Raw genomic sequence first — 20,530 nt, 5'->3', positions numbered from 1 at the left:
GAGCACGACGGTGCGGGTGTGGTGATGGGGGCGCTGAGCCGAACCGGGTTGTTTTGCCTGGCGCTGTGGGGCGCGTCCGGCATGGCGGCCCAGGCCGGGATGCCATCCCGCGACCTTATCGCCGTGGCGACGGCGGCCCCGGAGGAGAACCGCTGGCGTGTGCCGGCGGGGATTCACCGGGGGCGTTTTCGCATTGACCGGGAGGGCGCCGAGGTGATTTGCGAGCCCGGCGCGGTGCTGGACGCGGAAGGCCTGGGTAACGGTTTGACCATCGCCGCCGCCAATGTCCAGGTCCGTGGCTGCACATTGCGTCACTGGGGCAAGGATCTGACCGCCATGGACTCAGGGGTATTCATCGAAAAGGGCGCTGATGGCGTCACGTTGCGGAACAACCACCTCAGCGGGCCTGGCTTCGGGGTCTGGGTGGACGGTACCGCCGAGGTCACGATCAGCGGTAATCGTATCCGCGGAGACACGTCGCTGCGTTCCCAGGATCGCGGCAACGGCATTCATTTGTACGCCGTAACCGGGGCCCGGGTGACCGGCAACCAGGTGCGCGAAACCCGCGATGGCATCTACATCGACACCTCCAACGGCAACCGGCTGGAAGGCAATGTGCTGGAGGACCTGCGCTACGGCATTCATTACATGTTTTCCCATGACAACAAAGTGGTTGGCAACATCACCCGGCGCACCCGCACCGGCTATGCCTTGATGCAAAGCCGTGCCCTGTGGGTGGAGGGCAACTGCTCCGAGGAGGATCAGAACTACGGCATTCTGATGAACTACATCACCTATTCCACCCTGCGCGGCAACCGGATTCATGGTGTGCGCCGTGGGGCCACCGGCGACGCCATGATCAGCGGTGCCGAGGGCAAAGCGTTGTTCGTTTACAACTCACTGTACAACGACATCACCGATAACCGTTTTGAACAAAGCACCCTGGGCATCCATCTGACCGCCGGTTCCGAGGACAACCAGCTCAGCGGAAACCGTTTTATCGGCAATCAACAACAGGTGAAGTACGTGGCCACCCGCACCCAGGAATGGTCGCGACAGGGTAGAGGCAACTACTGGAGTGACTACCTGGGTTGGGACCGCGACGGTGACGGCATCGGCGACGTGCCGTATCAGCCCAACGACGATCTCGATCGGCTGCTGTGGTTGTACCCCCAGGCCCGGCTGTTGATGAGTAGCCCGTCCGTGAGCCTGTTGCGCTGGGCGCAGAGTGCGTTCCCGGTAACGCGCTCACCGGGCGTGCGCGACAGCCACCCCTTGATGACGGTGGGTGAGACCGCCGTGGAGATCTGTCATGACAGCGATTGAGATGCATTCGGTACGGCACGGTTATGGCCGCACCACGGTGCTGCACGATTTGAGCCTGACGGTGGGGGCAGGGGAGGTGTTGGGCCTGTTCGGGCATAACGGCGCTGGCAAGACCACCACCATGAAACTGATTCTCGGCGTATTGCGGCCGGATGCCGGTGAGGTGCGGGTGCTGGGCGTGCCGGCGGGGGAAGCACGGGCCCGCCGCGAACTCGGGTATCTGCCCGAGAACGTCAGTTTCTATCCGCAACTCAGTGGCCGGGAGACCCTGGCCTATTTCGCCCGTTTGAAGGGCGTGCCGGTGTCTGGCATCGCGGCGCTGCTCGATCAGGTGGGCCTGACGGACGCCGCGGATCGCCGGGTCCGCACCTACTCCAAGGGGATGCGTCAGCGCCTGGGGCTGGCCCAGGCGCTGCTCGGTGAACCCCGCCTTTTGCTGCTGGATGAACCCACGGTGGGGCTGGATCCCATCGCCACCGCGGACCTGTATGCGCTGATCGACGATCTGCGCCGCCGGGGCACGGCGGTGGTGCTGTGCTCCCACGTGCTGGCCGGGGTGGAGAGCTATATCGATCGCGCCGCCATCTTGTGCCAGGGCCGGCTCAGGGCGCTGGGCAGCCTGCCGGAGCTGCAACGGGAAGCGGGAGTGCGCTGGCGTTTGACCAGCCTGCAGGTGGATCCGCTGGGGCGTACCCTCCGATGCGAACGCACCGTGGTAGCGAAGGAAAAAATGGCCTGGTTGCGCGCTCTTTCAAACCAGCCGGAAACCGTGGACGTGGAAGTGCGGGCGCCGTCCCTGGAGGATCTTTATCGCCATTTTCAGAACACCGCCGGGCGGAGGGAGCGAGTGTGACCGTGCCATGGTCCATTGCCATCAAGGAACTGCGGGATGCTCTGCGCAACCGCTGGCTGCTGGCCATCAGTGTTTTGTTCGCCGTTCTCGCCGTGGGCATCGCCTGGTTTGGCGCCGCCGCCTCCGGCACGGTGGGTTTCACCAATGTGCCGGCCACCATGGCCAGCCTTTCCACCCTGGCCACCCTGCTGATTCCCCTGATCGCGCTGATGCTGGCTTATGACGCCATCGTCGGTGAGGATGAGGCCGGCACTTTGCTGTTGCTGTTGTCCTATCCGCTGAGGCGGGAGCAGCTGCTGCTGGGCAAATTCTTCGGACACGGCCTGATTCTGGCCCTGGCCACGGTGGCCGGATTCGGCGCCGCCCTGTTGGTCATTCTGGTCGGGGCGGAAGACGTGCCAGCGGCGTTGCTGGTGGGCGCGTTCGCGCGTTTCGCGGTGTCGTCGATGATGCTTGGCTGGGTGTTCCTGGCCATGGCCTATGTGCTCAGTTGCCGGGTGCGGGAAAAATCCACCGCCGCCGGACTGGCCCTGGCCGTATGGTTCTTCTTTGTGCTGGTGTTCGACTGGCTGCTGCTGGCGTTGCTGGTGCTCAGCGAGGGGCGTTTCAGTCCGGAGTCTCTGCCCTGGGTGCTGCTGTGCAGCCCCACGGATCTGTACCGGCTGATCAACCTGAGCGGATTCGACGCCGGCGCGGAAATGACCGGTGTGCTGGCCCTGGGCCGGGAACTGCCGGTGCCGGTCTGGGGGCTTTGGGGAGCCTTGGGGTTGTGGATGCTGGTGCCGCTGACGCTGGCGCTGGTTCTTTTCCGTCGTCGTATATGAGGTGCGCCATGGGAAAACGCGGAATCCTTACTCTGCTGATACTGATGATGCTGTCGGGCTGTGAGGAACCGTCGCCGGCGGCCCTGGATCCCGCGCCGTTCCATGCCGATGACGAATGCCATGTCTGCGGCATGATCATCGCCGATTTTCCGGGCCCCAAGGGGGAAGCGGTGTCGCCGCGGCGGGTGCGCCGCTTCTGCTCGGTGGCGGAGATGCTGGGCTGGTGGAGTCAGCCGGAGAACCAGGTGGGAGAAAACCGTCTCTATGTCCACGACATGGCGCGCGGAGACTGGAATCGGCCGGATGATGATCATTTGATCGACGCGCGTAAGGCCTGGTACGTGATTGGCGGCGATTTGCCGGGAGCGATGGGCGTGACCGTGGCGTCCTTCGCCGGGGAAGCGGCGGCCGAGGATTGGGCCGGACGGCACGGTGGCCGGGTGTACCGCTTCGAGGAGCTGAAACCCTCGCTATGGCGCCCGTCGGCGCCCATGGCCGGGCATCATTGATCGGGGCACGCCCACACGCCGATTCGCTGCCGAGCGGAGCGCCGCCCGGGCAGCTTCCCACAGACCGCACTACGAAGTCACTGTAGATACCCTGTTCGATATCAAGCGTTTTGAAGCCCTTGAGGCTGAAATAAACGCGATGAATCGAATGGGGTATCGGTCTTCAAACAGGCCCACAGGCCGGTGAGGTATTTACGCATCACCGCTACCAGAGCCTGGATCTTCTTCTTGCCCCGCGCCACCAGAGCCTCATAGAACGCCTTGGCGTTGGGATCATAGCGCACCGCCGATAGCGCCGGCATATACAAGGCGGAGCGTAGGTAAACATTGCCCGCCTTACTGATGCGTCCAGGCCGGTTCACACTGGTTCCAGACTGGTGCTGACGCACATCCAACCCCGCATGCCGACTGACCTGACTGGACTTCAGATCCCGTGGCAGCACGCACAACTCCGCCAGGACCGACAAGGCTGTCGCCTCTCCAACACCCTTGGCCGCCAACAGATGCTCATACTGACGCTGCAGTACGGGAGCCTCGGCCATCAGCTCCAGGGCGGCCTGGCGAAGCCGCTCAATACGGCTCTCCAGAGTGGCGATGCCGTCCTGCTCATCCTCGATCAGCAGAGCCGGAGTGGAGCGGGTGGCCTTCAGAGCATGCAACCGGTTCTTAGCCTGAGCCCGGCTGCCCACCAGCCGGTTGATCTGTCGTCCCAAGCTTCTCAGCGCCTGGTGCTGCTGATCGGGCGGCGTCCACAGCGCCGGGGCCATACGCTGGCCGTATTCGGCCAACAGATCCGCATCGATGCCGTCGGATTTACTGGTCTGCAGCTTCAACTCAGCGAAATGGCGGAAACTCTTGGGGTTGATCACCGCGACCGGCAGGCCCGCGTCGGCCAGTGCCACCGCCAGATCGAAATAATAGATGCCCGTGGCTTCCATCACGATCAGGGCCGGCTTGGCCTTCTTCAGCTGTGAGATCAGAGCCGCGTGCCCCTCCACGGTCTGTTTGTACTGCTTGGGCTGAGAGGCCTTGTCGCCTTGCCGAATCACGGCATCCACGCTGTAAGCACTGATATCCAAGCCCACATTAACTGACACGTCACTTCACCCCAGGTCATTGATTAGAGACAATGGGCACCGGTTCCCCGACCTCGCACTGCTTGCCACTACCGACCTTGTGGATACGAAGTCCCTTGGTGGGCTTCGGGATACCCTTCGGAGTGAGCAATGAGGCGGGGAGCCGCTCTACAGACGAAGTCAGACCACGCTGCTTCCAGGAGCGAACGGCCTCCCCGGTAACCGTGTTAAACCCTATCAATATCTTCCGGGGCAACATACAAGGAGCTTGCCTGCAAGCGAATTCTTGGGACGCAGCGCAATTCGCTTGCAGGCAAGCTCACAGCGGCCTTGTAGCCAGCTCTGAAGTTATATTTGGCGTGTGGGAGACCGGCGGTGGTTTTATTTCTGCTGCAGAATCCACTCGGCCAGGGTTTTGGCTTCCTCGTCGGTCACCGCGTTCGGAGGCATGGGGATGGCGCCCCAAACACCCTGGCTGCCTTCCTGGATGTGTTTTGCCAAAGTGGCGGCGGCGCCGTCCTGACCGGCGTATTTCTTCGCCACATCCTGATAGGACGGGCCGACCATGGGGCCGTCGATCTTGTGGCAGGCCACGCAGGCCTTGGCTTGATAGAGTGTCTCGGCGTCCGCCGCCAGGGCCAGACCAGGACTCAGGGAAGCGGCCGCCAGGGCGGCCAGGGAAAAGGCGATTACTTTCATCGGGGACTCCGTCGCGGGACTGCCAATAGGGATCGGAGTCGATTGTAGGGCCGGTCACGGAAGCGGCCTTGATCTGGATCATGCCGCTTCCGGTGGAGCCCTATCGAGGGGCCGCTCAGTAGCGGGTTTCCGCCATCCCCGAGAACTGCTTGGCCAGATAAGTGGCGTAGTTGTCGGTCATCCCGGAGAGGAAATCCAGCGCCCGCATGATGCACTGATAAATGCGCTCCTGCTCCGGCAGGGCCGGCAGATCGTCGGGAAAACTGTGGCGGCCGATCAGATCGATGATGCGCTCGTGGCGGTAGTTGCGCGCGGTGCCACGGGCGTGGGACAACGCCGCGTCGATCAGGCCGTCGAGCAGGGCGCCCATTACCTCGAAGGCACCGATTTCCAGTTCAATTTTGCGTGGATGCTCGAACACCTTGCCGCGAGCCAGTTGTTTGGCGTTCTCCACCACATCGTGTACCACCGGCTCACAATGGTGCAGCAGATCCCCGTCCATGCGGCCTTCCAGCAAGCGCTGGTGATTGGCGATGAAGGCCTCGACGCCGGCCTCGATAAAGCGTTCAATGATCTTGCCCCGCAGCAGCGCCGCCTTACGGCCATCGCGCAGTCCGGAGTGCACCAGGCTGCGTACTTCGGCGGTGTCCGGCAGTGCCGGTTGCAGCAAGGCATAGACCTCGTCCCAGTGCAGCAGATCCATCTCCAGACCGTCCTCCAGATCGATGATGGCGTAGCAGAAATCGTCCGCTGCCTCCATCAGGTAGGCCAGGGGATGGCGGCAATAGCGGTCCGCGTCCAGGGGGCGCAGTCCGGTGGCCTGGCAGACTTCCCGGAACGCCCCGGTCTCGGAGACAAAGGCGCTGTACTTGCCCGGTTTGATGCCGCTTTCACCGGCCTGGGCGGATAACCAGGGATATTTGAGAAAGGTGGCCAGAGTGGCGTAGGTTAGACGCATGCCATCCTGGTATTGGTGGTACTCGCTTTTGGTGAGAATGCGGAAACCCTGGGCATTGCCTTCGAAGTAAATCAGATCGGATTGTTGGGCGGGGCTGAGCAGTTCCAGATAACGCTGGCCCCGCTCCTGGAACCAGGCTCGGATGGCCCGCTCGCCGGTATGGCCGAACGGCGGGTTGCCGATGTCATGGGCCAGGCACGCGGATTGCACAATGTCTCCGAGGTCGGTGGCGTTGGTGCCCGCCGGCAACAGCTTCAGGCGTTCCAAGCGCTCACCCACCTGGATGCCCAAGGTCCGGCCCACGCATGACACCTCCAGGGAATGGGTGAGGCGGTTGTGCACGTGGTCGTTGGTGGCCAACGGGTGCACCTGGGTTTTGCGGGCCAGGCGCCGGAAGGCGCCGGAAAAGATGATCTTGTCGTGGTCGCGCAGAAAGGCGGTGCGCCCGGTTTCATCCTTGGCGCCGCGGTGTCCCAGGCGCTCCTTGTTGAGCAGGTGTTCCCAATGCATGGTTTGGATGCCATTGAAAGGAGGAGCCGGGCTCCCCAACTGCGTTTACATCGGTGAGGCGGGCCACCGATACCGTTGATGTCATCTTGGTGGACCCGGTGCCGGGGTCAAGCCCCTTTTCGCCCCGGCGGCGGGTTCAAGTCATGAATCCTTTGGGTCGTCAGAGTAAGGAGCAGTGATGAATCTGGACAAACCCCTACTGATGTTGGTGACCAGTGCCGGTCAAATGGGACAAGGGCAACAAACCGGCCTGTGGCTTGAGGAGTTCGCCGTGCCCTACGGTCTGTTCCGTGATGCCGGTATCCCGCTGCAAGTGGCCAGTCCGCTCGGCGGCAAGGTGCCGGTGGATCCGCGCTCGGTGCCGGATGACGCCGAGAAGGACGCCTGGCAGGATGCGATCACCGCGTTGCAGGACACCCGGGCCTTGGAGGACATTTGGGAAGACGGCTTCGCCGGCGTCTTCGTGCCCGGCGGCCATGGCGCCATGTTCGATATGCCGGATCATCCCATGGTGGCGCGGGTGCTTAACCGTACCTGGGAACAGGGCGGGCTGATCAGCGCCGTGTGCCATGGCCCGGCGGCGCTGGTGGGCGCCCGCGACGGCGCCGGCAAGCCGTTGGTGGCTGGCCGCGTGGTAAGCTGCTTCAGCAACGAGGAAGAACACGAAGTCGGGCTCGACGACGTCATGCCCTTCCTGCTGGAGAACCGGCTGCGCGAGCTGGGCGCGGAAATCAGCAACGGTGACATGTTCACGCCGCGAGTGGTGGAGGACGGTAATCTGATCACCGGTCAGAACCCGCAATCCAGCACGGTGGTGGCCGAGGCCGTCCTGAAACGATTATTGTCCCGGTAAGCCGGGTGGCGGCTCGCCCGCCGCGTCGGCCGGGGAACCAAGGAGTAATACAAGTGGGTATCTACGACTATAACGCCGTCACTCTGGACGGCGAGGAGCGGTCCCTGGCCGATTTCAAAGGCAAGGTGCTTTTGATCGTCAACACCGCCAGCAAATGCGGCTTCACTCCTCAATACAAAGGGCTGCAGGCGCTGTACCAACGTTACAAGGATCGCGGACTGGTGGTGCTGGGTTTCCCCTGTAACCAGTTCGGTCACCAGGAGCCCGGCGATGAAGTGGAGATCGGCGCCTTCTGTGAGAAGAACTACGGCGTCGACTTTCCCATGTTCGCCAAAATCGACGTTAACGGCAGCGATGCTCATCCCCTTTATCGCTACCTCAAATCAGAAGCCCCCGGCCTGCTCGGCAGCGAAGGCATCAAATGGAACTTCACCAAATTCCTGGTCGACCGCGAAGGCCGGGTGATCCGCCGTTACGCCCCTAAGGATAAACCGGAAGCGCTGGCAGCGGACATCGAAAAGCAGTTAACAGGGAACAGTGAATAGTTAACAGCGGAAAGGCCGAAAAACGAAAACAGATAATCTTTAGCCGCTGTGGGAGCTTGCCTGCAAGCGAATGGGGTTCGGTCAGGCGTTGAGCAATATTCGCTTGCAGGCAAGCTCCCACAGAAAACACATGGGTCGACTTTTTTCTTTCGCTGTTAACTATTCACTGTTCCCTGTTAACTGCTTCTCACAGTCTTATCTCCATCCCCGCCACCCAGGTCCGTCCCGGGCCGGGCTCGAAGTAGCCGCGGCTGGCCAGCGGGCGGTCGCTGTTGGCGTTGATGCGGATGTTGGCGTAGTAGTCCCGATCCAGCAGGTTATGGGCGGCGAGGTAGGTGGTCAGTTGGTGGCCGCCGGCGAGCCGCCAGCGGTGGCCGACCCGGCCGTTGACCAGTGCGTAGCCGCCGACACGGGTATCGTTGCCGTTCTCCGCGTAGACCGAGCTGATCATCAGGGTTTCCAGACTGGTGAAGGTGCCGCCGCGATAGTCCCGTTGCCATTCCAGGTAGAGCTGGTGTTCAGGCAGTCCCGGAAGACGATGGTCCCGCAGGGATTCGCCGTTTTCCTGGAAACGGCGGAACCGGTAATTGCCATAGGTCCAGGCGGCGCTGATCCGGTTCCAATCGTCCGGATACCAGCTCAGTCCCAGTTCCACACCGTCCCGCCGGGTACGGCCGGCGTTTTCATAAAAGGTGCGGCCGTCCTGCTCGAAAGGCACGATCTCGTCGCGGGTGCGCACGGTGAACAGGGTCAGTTCGTACTGCACGGTGCCGGACAGGTCGCCGCGGGCGCCGATCTCGCCATTCACGGCTTTCTGTGGTTCCAGGTCCGGGTTGAAGCCGCCGCCGTCGGGATTGGCGAATTCCGTGAAGGTGGGGCTCTCGAAAGCGGAGCCGATGTTGGCGAACAATTGATGGCGGGGATGGAGCCGCCAGTTCAATCCGGTGCTGTAGCTGCGTTCGGTGAAACGTCGATGGCCGTCGTCGTCGCCGTCCGCCAGAAAGCGGTCGTCGATGGACAGCTGCAACCGGTCCAGACGTCCGCCCAAGGTCCAGGACCAGTACTCATTCAGTGGCAGGGTGGCCTGGGCGAACAGTCCGGCGGCGGTGGCGTTCTGCTGCTCGTCGGCGGTGCGGCCCTGGCGTGCGCCGCTGGCACTGACCTGATAACGGTCACGATCATCCTCCTGCCGGTTCACTTCGGCACCGACCACGTAGTTGAGCTTTCCGGCCTGGCCGGCATGGCGCAGGCCGGTGCCGTAAAATTGCCGCTCATAGCCCAGCTCGCTGCTGCCCGGAAAGGGTAACTGCTGTTCGAAATCGCGGTGGGTGTAGTGCAGATAGCCCTGCCAGGCGCCATGCTCCGTGGGCTGATCCCAGACCCAGCCCAGCCGTTGCTGGCGCACCACCTGGCCGGCGTCGAGCAGGTTGGAGAAGCGGGAGGCCTGATCACGATCCTGGTGCGCCTGGGCCCGGGTCAGGCCGCCGGGATCCTCGGCGGTGGGAATATCCAGCACCTCCAGCAAGGTGGTGATGCGGCCGCCGTTGGCGAGAGCGTGCCGCCATTTGCCATTGAGTTGATATTTCTCCACCCGGCTTTGTTGCCGCTGGCCATCGAAGGACAGGGCGGAAACGCCCAACGCGTAGTCATTGTTCTCGTCCCGCTGATACAGCGTGGCGCCGAGCTTGCGGTAGTCGTCGCTGCCGCCGGCCACACGCAAGTGCGCCCCGGGAGGCTGGCTGCCGCCGTCGTCGCTGTTCAGCAACAGCACGCCGCCGGCGGCGTTACCGTACAGGGAAGAGGCCGGGCCGCGCAGCACTTCCACCTGCCGCAGCCGGTCCAGATCAATGGCGTCCACCTGGGACTGGCCGTCCGGCAGGGTATAGGGCAGGCCGTCCACACGCAGATGCAAGCCGCGCACGCCGAAGGGCGCGCGAGCGCCGAAGCCGCGGCTGGAGATGCGCAGGTTCTGGGCGAAATTATAGCGGTTCTGAAAGAACAGGCCGGGGACCCGGTTGAGGGTCTCGTCCAGTTGCAGGTTCGGGCGGCCCTCGCCGTGAGCCTGACTGTCCACCACTGTTACCGCCGCTGGCGTGTCCAGCAGCGCCTGGCTCTGACGGGGCGCGGTCACGGTCACCGTCTCTAGGGGAATCGGCTGGGCGCCTTGGCCAAGACAGGGTAAAAGTAGCACGGGGGACAGCAGAACCGGATATCGCATGAGCACCTCTTGTTTGAATTATGGAATTAGCCGGTTTTGGCGTCCCGGGTCAATGCAACTTCCGTGCTGATCCCCCAATACCTATGGATCGGGGGTGGGGAGAGGGGAAAGTGACGCGGATTGAAACGGCCGGGTGTTCACAGTGACTTGTTTCGAGACAGTCTCTTAGACGGGCAGAACGCCGTAATACACTGCCAGGAAATGGCAAACGCTGCCGCCGACCACGAACAGATGCCAGATGGCGTGGTTGTAGGGCAGGCGATCCGCCAGATAGAACACCACACCGCCGGTGTAGGTAAGACCGCCGGCCAGCACCAGCCAGAAGCCCACGTCGTTGAGCCGGCCCACCAGTTCACCGGAGGCGAACAGAACCAGCCAGCCCATGACCAGATAGATGGCCACTCGGGCCAGCTTGTAGCGGTTGCCGAACACCAGCTTCAAGGCGATGCCGGCCAGCGCCAGCGACCAGATCACCGCGAACAGCACCCACCCCACGGTGCCGCGCATGTTGACCAGCAGAAACGGCGTGTAGGTGCCGGCGATCAACGCGAAGATGGCGCAATGATCGAGCATCTTGTAAAAGGCTTTGAGGGCGGGGCGGCGGGCACCGTGATAGAGGGTGCTGGCGGTATAGAGCAGAATCAGGCTGGCGCCAAAGATGCTGAAGCCGACAATCTTCCAGGGATCGCCAAGCAGGCTGGCGGCCACCACCAGGATCACCGTGCCGACGATACTGAGAGCGGCGCCGATACCGTGGGTGAGACTGTTGAGAAACTCTTCCAGCCGGGAATAGGCGGTCGCGGCCACGGTTGTCGAGGTCATGCGGTTCGGAATCTCATGAACGGGTGAAAAACGCATCATGCGATGATTGCCGGCGGACTGTAAAGGCCGGGCATACTTGTCCACTATGAAATAAAGGCCATTGATCGAAAAGATCTATTAATCTCATGCTGTCTCACTGTTCGTTTTGTCACTCCGTTCGTCGTAACCTCGAAGGGTCTGTTAACCCCCCAGGTTGAACCCAAGGAGAGGCATCATGAGTAAGAAGAAGCAGACCCTGACTACCAGCGCCGGGATTCCGGTGGCGGACAATCAGAACAGCTTGACGGCCGGTCCGCGTGGACCGCTGCTGGTGCAAGACTGGCAACTGTTCGAAAAGCACGCCCACTTCAACCGCGAACGGATTCCCGAGCGGGTGGTGCACGCCAAGGGGTCGGCAGCCTTCGGCACTTTCAAGGTGACCGGTGACATTACTCAGTACAGCAAAGCACAGGTGTTCCAGCCCGGCACCGAAACCGACGTGCTGTTGCGCTTTTCCACCGTGGCCGGTGAGCGTGGCGCCGCCGACGCCGAGCGTGATGTGCGGGGTTTCGCCCTCAAGTTCTACACCGAACAGGGCAACTGGGATCTGGTCGGCAACAATACGCCGGTGTTCTTCGTGCGCGACCCTTACAAGTTTCCGGATTTCATCCACACCCAGAAACGCGACCCGCGTACCAATATGCGTTCCAATACCGCGGCCTGGGACTTCTGGTCGTTGAGTCCGGAATCCCTGCATCAGGTCACCATCCTGATGTCCGACCGGGGCCTGCCGAAAAGCTATCGGCATATGAACGGCTATGGTTCTCACACCTACAGCTTCATCAACGCGAACAACGAGCGGTTCTGGGTGAAGTTCCACTTCAAGACCAAACAGGGCATTGAATGCCTGACCGATGCGGAGGCCGGAGAGATCGTCGGAGGCGACCGTGAATCCCATCAGCGCGATCTGTACAACGCCATCGAGAACAAGGATTTCCCAGCATGGCGTGTGTGCGTGCAGATCATGCCGGAAGCGGAGGCGGAGAACACACCCTACAACCCGTTCGATCTGACCAAGGTCTGGCCGCACGGCGATTATCCGTTGATCGAGATCGGTGAACTGACTCTGAACCGCAATCCGGAAAACTACTTCGCCGAGGTGGAGCAGGCCAGTTTCAGCCCCGCCAATGTGGTGCCGGGGATCAGCCACAGCCCCGACAAGATGCTGCAGTTCCGTATCTTCAGCTACGCCGACGCGCACCGTTACCGGCTTGGTGTTAACTACGAGAGTCTGCCGGTGAATCTGCCACGCTGTCCGGTGCATGGCTATCACCGGGATGGCCGGATGCGTTTCGATGGTAACGGTGGCGGCAGCGTCAATTATGAGCCGAACAGCTTTGGCGGTCCGGTGGAGGATCCGGCGTTCAGAGAACCGCCGCTGAACATCAGCGGTGACGCTGATCGCTACGACCATCGTGAAGGCAATGACGACTACACCCAGGCCGGCGACCTGTTCCGGCTGATGACACCGGAACAGCAGGAGCGCCTGTTCGGCAACATCGCCCGCGCCATGGACGGAGTGCCGGAAGAGATCGTGCGCCGGCAGCTTGAGCACTTCGAGAAAGCCGATCCGGCCTATGCCGCAGGAGTGGCCAAGGCGTTGGGGCTGAGTCGCTGATACGCCGGGTGTCAGCCCATCGCGGCTTGTGAGCGGAGTAGCTGCTCACGGGCCGCGAGGCTTGTCGGCGTCATCGCCTTACATTCCTTACGGAACTGTGCATTAAATGTGGATTCCCGCGGACGCGGTTGCGCGCGCGGGAAGGCGCTCTCTAGAATGCGAGTCGTTATCATCTGATCGCCCTGCCCGGTGAGGTCTCTGGTGTCCGTGCTCGCCCGAGTGCGGCGTCGGCATCGCCGGCGGATTGACCCTGTGCCGGTGCCGACTCCATGTCTGAAACTCGTTCCGTTCCATTGTCCCGATCTCGCCTGGCCTGGGCGGTGCTGCTCATCGTCGTGCTCGGCGGGCTCTGGTATCTGCTATCCCGTTCCAGCTCCACACCCACCGGACCGATGCCGCGCAACGCCTGGGAAGGTCCGGTGGTGGTGCGGGTGGTGAATGCCGAAGCCGGTGACCTCAATGTTCAGATCAAGGCCATTGGCACGGTGACGCCGCTGAATACCGTCACCGTGCGCAGCCGGGTGGACGGGGAACTGGCCCGCGTGTTGTTCGAGGAAGGCGCGGAAGTCAGCAAGGGTACCCTGCTGGCGGAGATCGATCCGGATCCGTATCAGGTGCAGCTGGCTCAGGCCCAGGGGCAGTATCAGCAGAACAAGGCGGAACTGGCCGGCGCCGAGCAGGATCTGGCGCTGTACCAAACGCTTTATAAACAAGACTCCATCGCCCGGCAGCAACTGACCCAGCAGCAGGCGCTGGTCAATCAGCTGCGGGGCGCGGTGAAGGCGAATCAGGCGCAAGTCGACGATGCCCGCCTGCAGCTGTCCTGGACCCGTATCGAAGCGCCCATCGACGGCCGGCTCGGCCTGCGCAACGTGGATGCCGGAAACCTGGTGAGCAGCGGCGACACCGATGGGCTGGTGACGATCACCCAGATGCGGCCCATTTCGGTGGTGTTCACGGTGCCGGAGACGCAACTGGATGCGGTGCGCAATGCCTTCGCCACGGGCGCGGCAATGCCGGTTCAGGCACTGGATCGCAATGGCGCCACCCTGCTGGCCAGCGGCCGCCTCACCACCCTGGACAATCGCATTGATACCGCCACCGGAACCCTGCGTTTGCGGGCGGAATTCGCCAACGAGAAAAACGAACTGTTCCCGAATCAGTTCGTCAATGTGCGCTTGCAACTGCGGACCCTGCCGGACGCGGTGACCATTCCCACCGACGCGGTGCAATACGGCTCTCAAGGCACCTATGTTTATGTGATTGAAGACCAGAAGGCGCAATTGCGGCCCATCACCCTGGGGCCGGTGGACGGTGACCGTATCGCCGTGAGTGAAGGGCTGGCCGATGGCGAGGTGGTGGTGCTGGAAGGCATGGAAAGGCTGCGTGATGGCCGTGACGTGATCCTGGTGGAAGGCGACAGCCAGCCGGTTGCTCCGGCCGGAGCCGGTGAAGGCGCCACCGGCGGTCGCCGCGGTGGTGGTCAGGGCGGCCGTCCATGAGCCTGTCCCGGCCGTTCATCCTGCGCCCGGTGGCGACTTCGCTGCTGATGGTGGCGCTGCTGGCGGCGGGGCTGCTGGCCTGGCGGCTGTTGCCGGTGGCGGCGTTGCCGCAGGTGGATTACCCGATCATCCAGGTGTTCACCTTCCAGCCGGGCGCCGGGCCGGATATCACCGCGCGCACCATCACCGCGCCGCTGGAGCGCAGCCTGGGGCAGATCCCGGGGCTCAAACAAATGTCGTCCACCAGTTCCGGTGGGGCGTCGGTCATTACCCTGCAGTTTTCCCTGGAGGTGGATCTGGGGGTGGCCGAACAGGAAGTGCAGGCGGCCTTGAACACCGCCGACAACCTGTTGCCCAGCGACCTGCCCACGCCACCGATTTATCGCAAGGTGAATCCCGCCGACGCGCCGATCCTGACTCTGGCGATCACTTCGGACACGCTGCCGTTGCCGGATGTGTACGATCTGGTGGATACGCGCATGGCGCAAAAGCTGGCTCAATTGGGCGGTGTCGGCATGGTCAGCCTGGCCGGCGGCCAGCGGCCGGCCTTGCGTGTGCGGATCAATCCCATGGCCCTGGCCGCCCATGACCTGGATCTGGAGGACGTGCGCAGTGCCATCGCCGCCACCAATACCAATCAGCCCAAGGGCAGCTTCGATGGTCCGCAACGTTCCACTTTGCTGGACGCCAATGACCAGATTCGTTCGGTGGAGGATTACCGGCAACTGATTCTTGCCTGGATCGACGGCGCACCCCTGCGCTTGGGCGACGTGGCCACCATCGTCGACGGCGCCGAGGATCGCTTCCTGGCCGCCTGGGCCGATACCCAACCGGCTGTGTTGCTCAATATCCAGCGTCAGCCCGGCGCCAATGTCATCGACGTGGCCGACAGTGTGCGCGAGTTGCTGCCGCAACTGATCAATACCCTGCCGGCCTCGGTGGACGTGACGGTGCTGACCGACCGCACCCAAAGTATCCGCGCCTCGGTGCGGGATGTGCAGAAGGAACTGGTGTTCGCCATCGCTTTGGTGGTGCTGGTGACCTTCGCCTTCCTGCGCAATGTTCCCGCCACCATCATTCCCAGCGTGGCGGTGCCGCTGTCCCTGGTCGGGACTTTCTCGTTCATGTATCTGGCCGGCTTCTCCATCAACAACCTGTCGCTGATGGCGCTGACCATCGCCACCGGCTTCGTTGTCGATGACGCCATCGTCATGCTCGAAAACATCGCCCGGCACCGCGAACAGGGCGCCTCGAAAATGGAGGCGGCCTTGAAGGGCGCCGGGGAAATCGGCTTTACCCTGGTGTCGCTGACCTTCTCCCTGGTGGCGGTATTGATCCCGTTGCTGTTCATGGGGGACGTGGTCGGGAGGCTGTTCCATGAGTTCGCGGTGACGCTGGCGGTGGCCATCGTCATCTCCCTGGTGGTGTCGCTGACCCTCACGCCGATGATGAGCGCGCGCATGCTCGACAAGCCGCCCGGCCATGACGAGCAGTCGCCGGGGTTGATGAACCGCGTCATTCGCCGCTATGGCCAAGCGCTGGACTGGGTGCTGGAAAGACAGCCCCTGGCCATGTTGGTGATGCTCGGCACCATCGCCCTGACCGCGGTGTTGTACCTGCTGGTGCAAAAAGACTTCTTCCCGGTACAGGACAGCGGCGTGATTCAGGTGGTGACGGAGAGTCCGCAAACCTCATCGTTTGCCCGTATGTCGGAACGGCAGCAAGCGTTGGCGGCGGCGTTGCTGGAGGATCCGGGCGTGGCCAGTCTGTCATCGTTCATCGGTGTCGATGGCACCAACACCACGCTCAACAGCGGCCGCATGCTGATCAATCTGCCGGCCCACGGAGAGCGCGACGGTTCCGCCTTCGAAGTGATGGACCGGCTGCGAGAGCGGGCGGAGAAGGTCGAAGGGATCACCGCCTGGTTCCAGCCGGTGCAGGAATTGAGCATCGAGGACAGAGTCAGCCGCACTCAGTACCAGTTCACGCTGACCACCCCGGACAGCGCCACCCTCAACGAATGGGTGCCGCTGCTGATCGAGGCGCTGCGGCAGCAACCGGAGCTGGCGGATGTGGCCTCGGACCTGCAATACGACGGCCTGCAGGCGTATGTGGATATCGACCGTGATGCCGCGGCGCGCCTTGGGGTCAGTGTCTCCGCCATTGCCGGCGCGCTGCAGAACGCCTTTGCCCAGCGACAGATCGCCACCTTGTTCACCCAGGCCAATCAGTATCGGGTGATTCTGGAAGTGGACCCGGAGCACGCCGAGGGCCTGTCCGCGTTACAGACCACTTATGTACCCACCGCCTCCGGCCAGCCGGTGCCGTTGTCCAGCGTCGCCCGCGTCACCCAGCGCCCGGCGGCGCTGCTGATCAATCACCAGGGGCAGTTTCCGGCGGCCACCATCTCCTTCAATCTGGGGCCGGACGCGTCCCTGGGCGGGGCGGTGAAAGCGATCGAACGGGTACAGCAGGAGATCGGTCTGCCGACGGAAGTGGAAAGCCGTTTCCAGGGCGCGGCGGAAGCCTTTCGGGCTTCGTTGTCGAATACCCTGTGGTTGATCCTGGCGGCGATTCTGACCATGTATATCGTGCTGGGTATTCTGTACGAGAGCACCATTCACCCGATCACCATTCTTTCCACTTTGCCTTCGGCCACCGTCGGCGCCTTGCTGGCATTGCTGCTTACTGGCCGGGCGCTGGACCTGATCGCGGTGATCGGGGTGGTACTGCTGATCGGCCTGGTGAAGAAGAACGGCATCATGATGGTGGACTTCGCCCTGGAGGCGCAGCGTAATCAGGGGATGCCGCCGCGGCAGGCGATACATCGTGCCGCCATGTTGCGTTTCCGGCCGATTCTGATGACCACGCTGGCGGCGTTGTTCGGTGCCATTCCGCTGATGCTGGCCAGCGGCTCCGGTGCCGAGCTGCGGCAACCGCTGGGCCTGGTGATGGTCGGCGGCCTGCTGGTGAGCCAGGTGCTGACACTGTTCACCACACCGGTGGTGTACCTGTTCTTCGACCGGCTGGCGGGCCGCCGGTCACCGGTGGTGGACCAGGGTGGGGCGGGCCCGTGAACCCGGCGCGGGCGTTCATTCAACGGCCCATCGCCACCGTCCTGATGGCGGTCGCGGTGGTGCTGTCCGGTCTGCTGGCCTGGCGCCTGTTGCCGGTGGCGCCGTTGCCGCAGGTGGATTTCCCGATTATCACGGTTTCCGCCAGCCTGCCCGGGGCCAGTCCGGAAAGCATGGCCGCCACCGTGGCGACGCCGCTGGAACGCGCGCTGGGCAGTATCGACGGCATCATCTCGATCACTTCGTCGAGTAATCAGGGTGCCACGCAGATCATGCTGCAGTTTGAATTGGGGCGTGATCTCAATGACGCTGCCCGCGACGTGCAGGCGGCGATCAATGCGGCGCGCAGTCAGTTGCCTTCGGGTATGCCCGGCAACCCGCAGTATCGCAAGGTGAACCCGTCCCAGGCGCCGGTGATGGGCCTGGCGTTGTCCTCGCCGAATCTGGCGCCGAGCGAACTGTACGATGCCGCCGCTACGATTCTGGCGCAGAAACTGTCGCAGATCAGCGGGGTCGGTGAAGTCAGTGTCAGCGGTGCGTCGCTGCCGGCGGTGAGGGTGCAACTGGATCCCGGTGCGCTGCTGCAGTATGGCATTGCGCTGGATGACGTTCGCAATGCCATCAACGAAGCCAATGCGTTGCAGCCGCTGGGTCTGGTGGAAAATGACGACCATCGCTGGGAAGTGCGCACCAGCGATCCGCTGCGCAAGGCCAGTGCCTATCGCAAGCTGGTGATTCGTCACCAGGATGGCGCGGTAGTGCGGCTGGAGGACGTGGCCGAGGTGTCGGATTCGGTGGAGAACCGCTACAGCAGCGGTTTTCACAATGATCACCCGGCGGTGATCATGATGATCAGCCGGCAGCCCGGCGCCAATATCGTCGAAACCATCGATGCCATCCGTGAGACCTTGCCGGGGCTGCGTGCCCTGATGCCGGCGGACAGTGAACTGGCGGTGGTGATGGACCGCTCGCCGGGGATCCGCGCCACCTTGCGTGAAGCGCAAATCACCTTGCTGATCGCGGTGGCCCTGGTGGTCATGGTGGTGTGGTTGTTTCTGGGCAGTGCCCGTACCGCGCTGATTCCCACCGTGGCGATCCCGGTGTCCCTGATCGGCAGCTTCGTGGTCATGTATTTCTACGGTTTCTCGGTCAATAACCTGTCGCTGATGGCGTTGATCATCGCCGCCGGACTGGTGGTGGACGATGCCATCGTGGTGCTGGAAAACATCGAGCGGCATATCGAGAACGGGCTGCCGCCGTTGCAGGCGGCGATCAAGGGGGCTGGCGAAGTGGGCTTCACACTGCTGGCGATGAATGTGGCGCTGGTGGTGGTGTTCGTGTCGATCCTGTTCATGGGCGGCATTGTCGAGCGTTTGTTCCGCGAGTTCTCCATTACCCTGGCGGCGGCGATGCTGATTTCCCTGTTGGTCTCGCTAACCCTGACTCCCAGCCTGTGCGCGCTTTGGTTGCGGGGAAAAGCCACCGGCGCGCCCTCGGCCCTGGCCCGGCGCAGTGAGGCCGCGTTCCATTCCCTGCAACACGCCTATGCCGCCAGTCTGGACTGGGCGTTGCGTCATCGGCTGATTACCCTGCTTACCTTGCTGGCGGTGGTGGCGGTCAATGTGTGGCTGTATGTGGCGATCCCGAAAACCACGCTACCGCCGCAGGACACCGGACAAATTCGCGGCTTCGTCCGCGGTGACGACGGTTTTTCATTCCAGTTGATGCAGCCGAAGATCGAAGTGTTCCGGCAATTGATCATGGACGATCCGGCGGTGCAGGACGTTACCGGCACCAGCGGTGGCGATGGCGGTATCACCAATGCCCAGCTCACCATCAACCTCAAGCCGCTGGCGGAACGGGGGGTGTCGGCTCAAGAGGTGGTCAACCGGCTGCGGGCCAAGGCGCCTCATGTTCCCGGTGGCATGATGTTTCTGATGGTGGATCAGGATATCCGGCTATCGGGAGGGTTCAGTCGCAGTGATTATGAGTTGGTGTTGCGTTCGGATTCCCTGGAGTTGCTGGATATCTGGTCACGCAAGGCATCGGAAGCGATGCAGAAACTGCCGGAACTGGTGGACGTGGACTCCGCCGGTGACGAGGAAGCGCAACAGGTGGTACTGGATATTGATCGCGAAGCGGCGCGGGTGCACGGGGTCGACATGGCGACGGTGGCGTCGGTGTTGAACAACTCCTTTTCCCAGCGGCAGGTGGCCACGCTCTACGATGAATTGAACCAGTACCGGGTGGTGATGGAGTTATTGCCGCGCTACACCGAACAACCTTCGGTACTGGAGCAACTGGAAGTGTTGACCGACGATGGCGCGCGCGTGCCGCTGTCCACCTTCGCGACCTGGGAATACGGACTGACCAACGACCGCATTCGCCACGACTCTCAGTTCGCCGCCACGGGGATAGGGTATGCGCTGGCCCCCGGGGTCACGCCGATACAGGCGGAAGAAGCGATCCAGAAGGCGCTCAACGACATCATGCTGCCGCCGAGCGTGTATGCCGGGCCGGGTTCCGACCGGCCCAATTTCGAAGGCAACCTCAGTCAGCCTCTGCTCATTCTGTCGGTACTGCTGGCGGTGTACATGGTGTTGGGCATGCTGTACGAAAGCACCCTGCACCCGCTTACCATTCTTTCCACTTTGCCTTCCGCCGGTATTGGCGCTTTGTTGGCGCTGCGTATCAGTGATACGCCATTCAGCCTGATCGCGCTGTTGGGATTGTTCCTGCTGATCGGCATCGTGATGAAGAACGCCATTCTGATGATCGACTTTGCCCTGGAAGCGCAGCGCCGGGATGGCCTGGCCCCGCTGGCGGCGATCCGTCAGGCGGCGTTGTTGCGATTACGGCCGATTCTGATGACCAACCTGGCCGGTCTGCTCGGCGCGGTGCCGCTGGTACTGGGACTCGGCGAAGGATCAGAGCTGCGCCAGCCGCTCGGGATTACCATCATCGGCGGTTTGGCGTTCAGTCAGCTGTTGACGCTGTACACCACGCCGGTGATCTATCTGTATCTGGAAACATTGCGCCAGCGCACCCTGCGCCGCCGGTCAGGTGATAACCCTCTGGAGTCGGTATGAAGAGAAGAGGCCTGT

15 protein-coding genes are annotated in these 20,530 nt (G+C 62.7%); 10 read left to right on the top strand and 5 right to left on the bottom strand.

Going from position 1 to position 20,530, the window contains the following annotated elements:
* The first annotated feature begins 24 nt into the window (after positions 1-24).
* Genes RYH70_RS20065 through RYH70_RS20050 form a run of 4 tightly spaced genes read left to right on the top strand, consistent with a single transcriptional unit; the run spans position 25 to position 3,512 of the window.
* Complete coding sequence (locus RYH70_RS20065; RefSeq protein ID WP_055100356.1) at positions 25-1,326, top strand: nitrous oxide reductase family maturation protein NosD; 1,302 nt, start codon at positions 25-27, stop codon at positions 1,324-1,326.
* Entirely contained in the window at positions 1,313-2,179 is an 867-nt protein-coding gene (locus RYH70_RS20060; protein ID WP_317009573.1) for an ABC transporter ATP-binding protein, read from the top strand. The genes RYH70_RS20065 and RYH70_RS20060 overlap by 14 nt, the downstream gene beginning before the upstream one ends.
* Positions 2,176-3,003: an ABC transporter permease gene (locus RYH70_RS20055; protein ID WP_022994683.1), complete on the top strand. Its 828-nt coding sequence runs from the start codon at positions 2,176-2,178 to the stop codon at positions 3,001-3,003. Before RYH70_RS20060 ends, RYH70_RS20055 begins: the two co-directional genes overlap by 4 nt.
* Positions 3,004-3,011: 8 nt before the next feature.
* Positions 3,012-3,512: a nitrous oxide reductase accessory protein NosL gene (locus RYH70_RS20050; protein ID WP_317009572.1), complete on the top strand. Its 501-nt coding sequence runs from the start codon at positions 3,012-3,014 to the stop codon at positions 3,510-3,512.
* Between the two features lie 101 nt (positions 3,513-3,613).
* Here RYH70_RS20050 and RYH70_RS20045 read toward each other — a convergent pair whose 3' ends face one another.
* The 3 genes from RYH70_RS20045 to RYH70_RS20035 all read right to left on the bottom strand — a co-directional run bounded on the left by RYH70_RS20045 (position 3,614) and on the right by RYH70_RS20035 (position 6,755).
* Positions 3,614-4,609 carry an IS110 family RNA-guided transposase gene (locus tag RYH70_RS20045; protein ID WP_080530207.1) on the bottom strand — a complete coding sequence of 332 codons (996 nt, stop codon included), beginning with the start codon at positions 4,607-4,609 and terminating at the stop codon, positions 3,614-3,616.
* Positions 4,610-4,969: 360 nt separating this feature from the next.
* Positions 4,970-5,287 carry a c-type cytochrome gene (locus RYH70_RS20040; protein ID WP_022994685.1) on the bottom strand — a complete coding sequence of 106 codons (318 nt, stop codon included), beginning with the start codon at positions 5,285-5,287 and terminating at the stop codon, positions 4,970-4,972.
* A gap of 115 nt (positions 5,288-5,402) precedes the next feature.
* On the bottom strand, positions 5,403-6,755 hold the full coding sequence (locus RYH70_RS20035) for a deoxyguanosinetriphosphate triphosphohydrolase (protein WP_022994686.1): 1,353 nt from the start codon (positions 6,753-6,755) through the stop codon (positions 5,403-5,405).
* A 178-nt stretch (positions 6,756-6,933) separates the two neighbouring features.
* On the opposite strand from RYH70_RS20035, the gene RYH70_RS20030 reads away from it, so the two are divergent.
* Positions 6,934-7,608, top strand: coding sequence for a type 1 glutamine amidotransferase domain-containing protein (locus RYH70_RS20030; protein ID WP_022994687.1), 675 nt, complete (start codon positions 6,934-6,936; stop codon positions 7,606-7,608).
* A 53-nt stretch (positions 7,609-7,661) separates the two neighbouring features.
* Complete coding sequence (locus RYH70_RS20025; RefSeq protein WP_026948366.1) at positions 7,662-8,153, top strand: glutathione peroxidase; 492 nt, start codon at positions 7,662-7,664, stop codon at positions 8,151-8,153.
* Between the two features lie 187 nt (positions 8,154-8,340).
* On the opposite strand, the gene RYH70_RS20020 is transcribed toward RYH70_RS20025, so the two are convergent.
* Together RYH70_RS20020 and trhA are read right to left on the bottom strand one after the other, a co-directional pair.
* Positions 8,341-10,371, bottom strand: coding sequence for a TonB-dependent receptor family protein (locus RYH70_RS20020; protein ID WP_022994689.1), 2,031 nt, complete (start codon positions 10,369-10,371; stop codon positions 8,341-8,343).
* A 165-nt stretch (positions 10,372-10,536) separates the two neighbouring features.
* On the bottom strand, positions 10,537-11,193 hold the full coding sequence (gene trhA / locus RYH70_RS20015; protein ID WP_080531752.1) for a PAQR family membrane homeostasis protein TrhA: 657 nt from the start codon (positions 11,191-11,193) through the stop codon (positions 10,537-10,539).
* A 214-nt stretch (positions 11,194-11,407) separates the two neighbouring features.
* Between trhA and RYH70_RS20010 the strand changes: the two genes are divergently transcribed.
* From RYH70_RS20010 to RYH70_RS19995, 4 genes are all read left to right on the top strand, one after another.
* On the top strand, positions 11,408-12,850 hold the full coding sequence (locus tag RYH70_RS20010) for a catalase (protein ID WP_284455352.1): 1,443 nt from the start codon (positions 11,408-11,410) through the stop codon (positions 12,848-12,850).
* A 269-nt stretch (positions 12,851-13,119) separates the two neighbouring features.
* Positions 13,120-14,352 (top strand): efflux RND transporter periplasmic adaptor subunit, encoded by a 1,233-nt coding sequence (locus RYH70_RS20005; protein ID WP_317009571.1) that lies wholly within the window; start codon positions 13,120-13,122, stop codon positions 14,350-14,352.
* Complete coding sequence (locus tag RYH70_RS20000; protein WP_317009570.1) at positions 14,349-17,429, top strand: multidrug efflux RND transporter permease subunit; 3,081 nt, start codon at positions 14,349-14,351, stop codon at positions 17,427-17,429. The genes RYH70_RS20005 and RYH70_RS20000 overlap by 4 nt, the downstream gene beginning before the upstream one ends.
* Positions 17,426-20,515: an efflux RND transporter permease subunit gene (locus tag RYH70_RS19995; RefSeq protein ID WP_317009569.1), complete on the top strand. Its 3,090-nt coding sequence runs from the start codon at positions 17,426-17,428 to the stop codon at positions 20,513-20,515. The genes RYH70_RS20000 and RYH70_RS19995 overlap by 4 nt, the downstream gene beginning before the upstream one ends.
* Positions 20,516-20,530 lie beyond the last annotated feature (15 nt).

The sequence above is a fragment of the Alloalcanivorax xenomutans genome, from assembly GCF_032810065.1.
GTDB classification, from domain to species: domain Bacteria; phylum Pseudomonadota; class Gammaproteobacteria; order Pseudomonadales; family Alcanivoracaceae; genus Alloalcanivorax; species Alloalcanivorax xenomutans.
The sequence above is the reverse complement of the archived record's forward strand: the minus strand, read 5'-3'. Positions and strand labels throughout refer to the sequence as shown.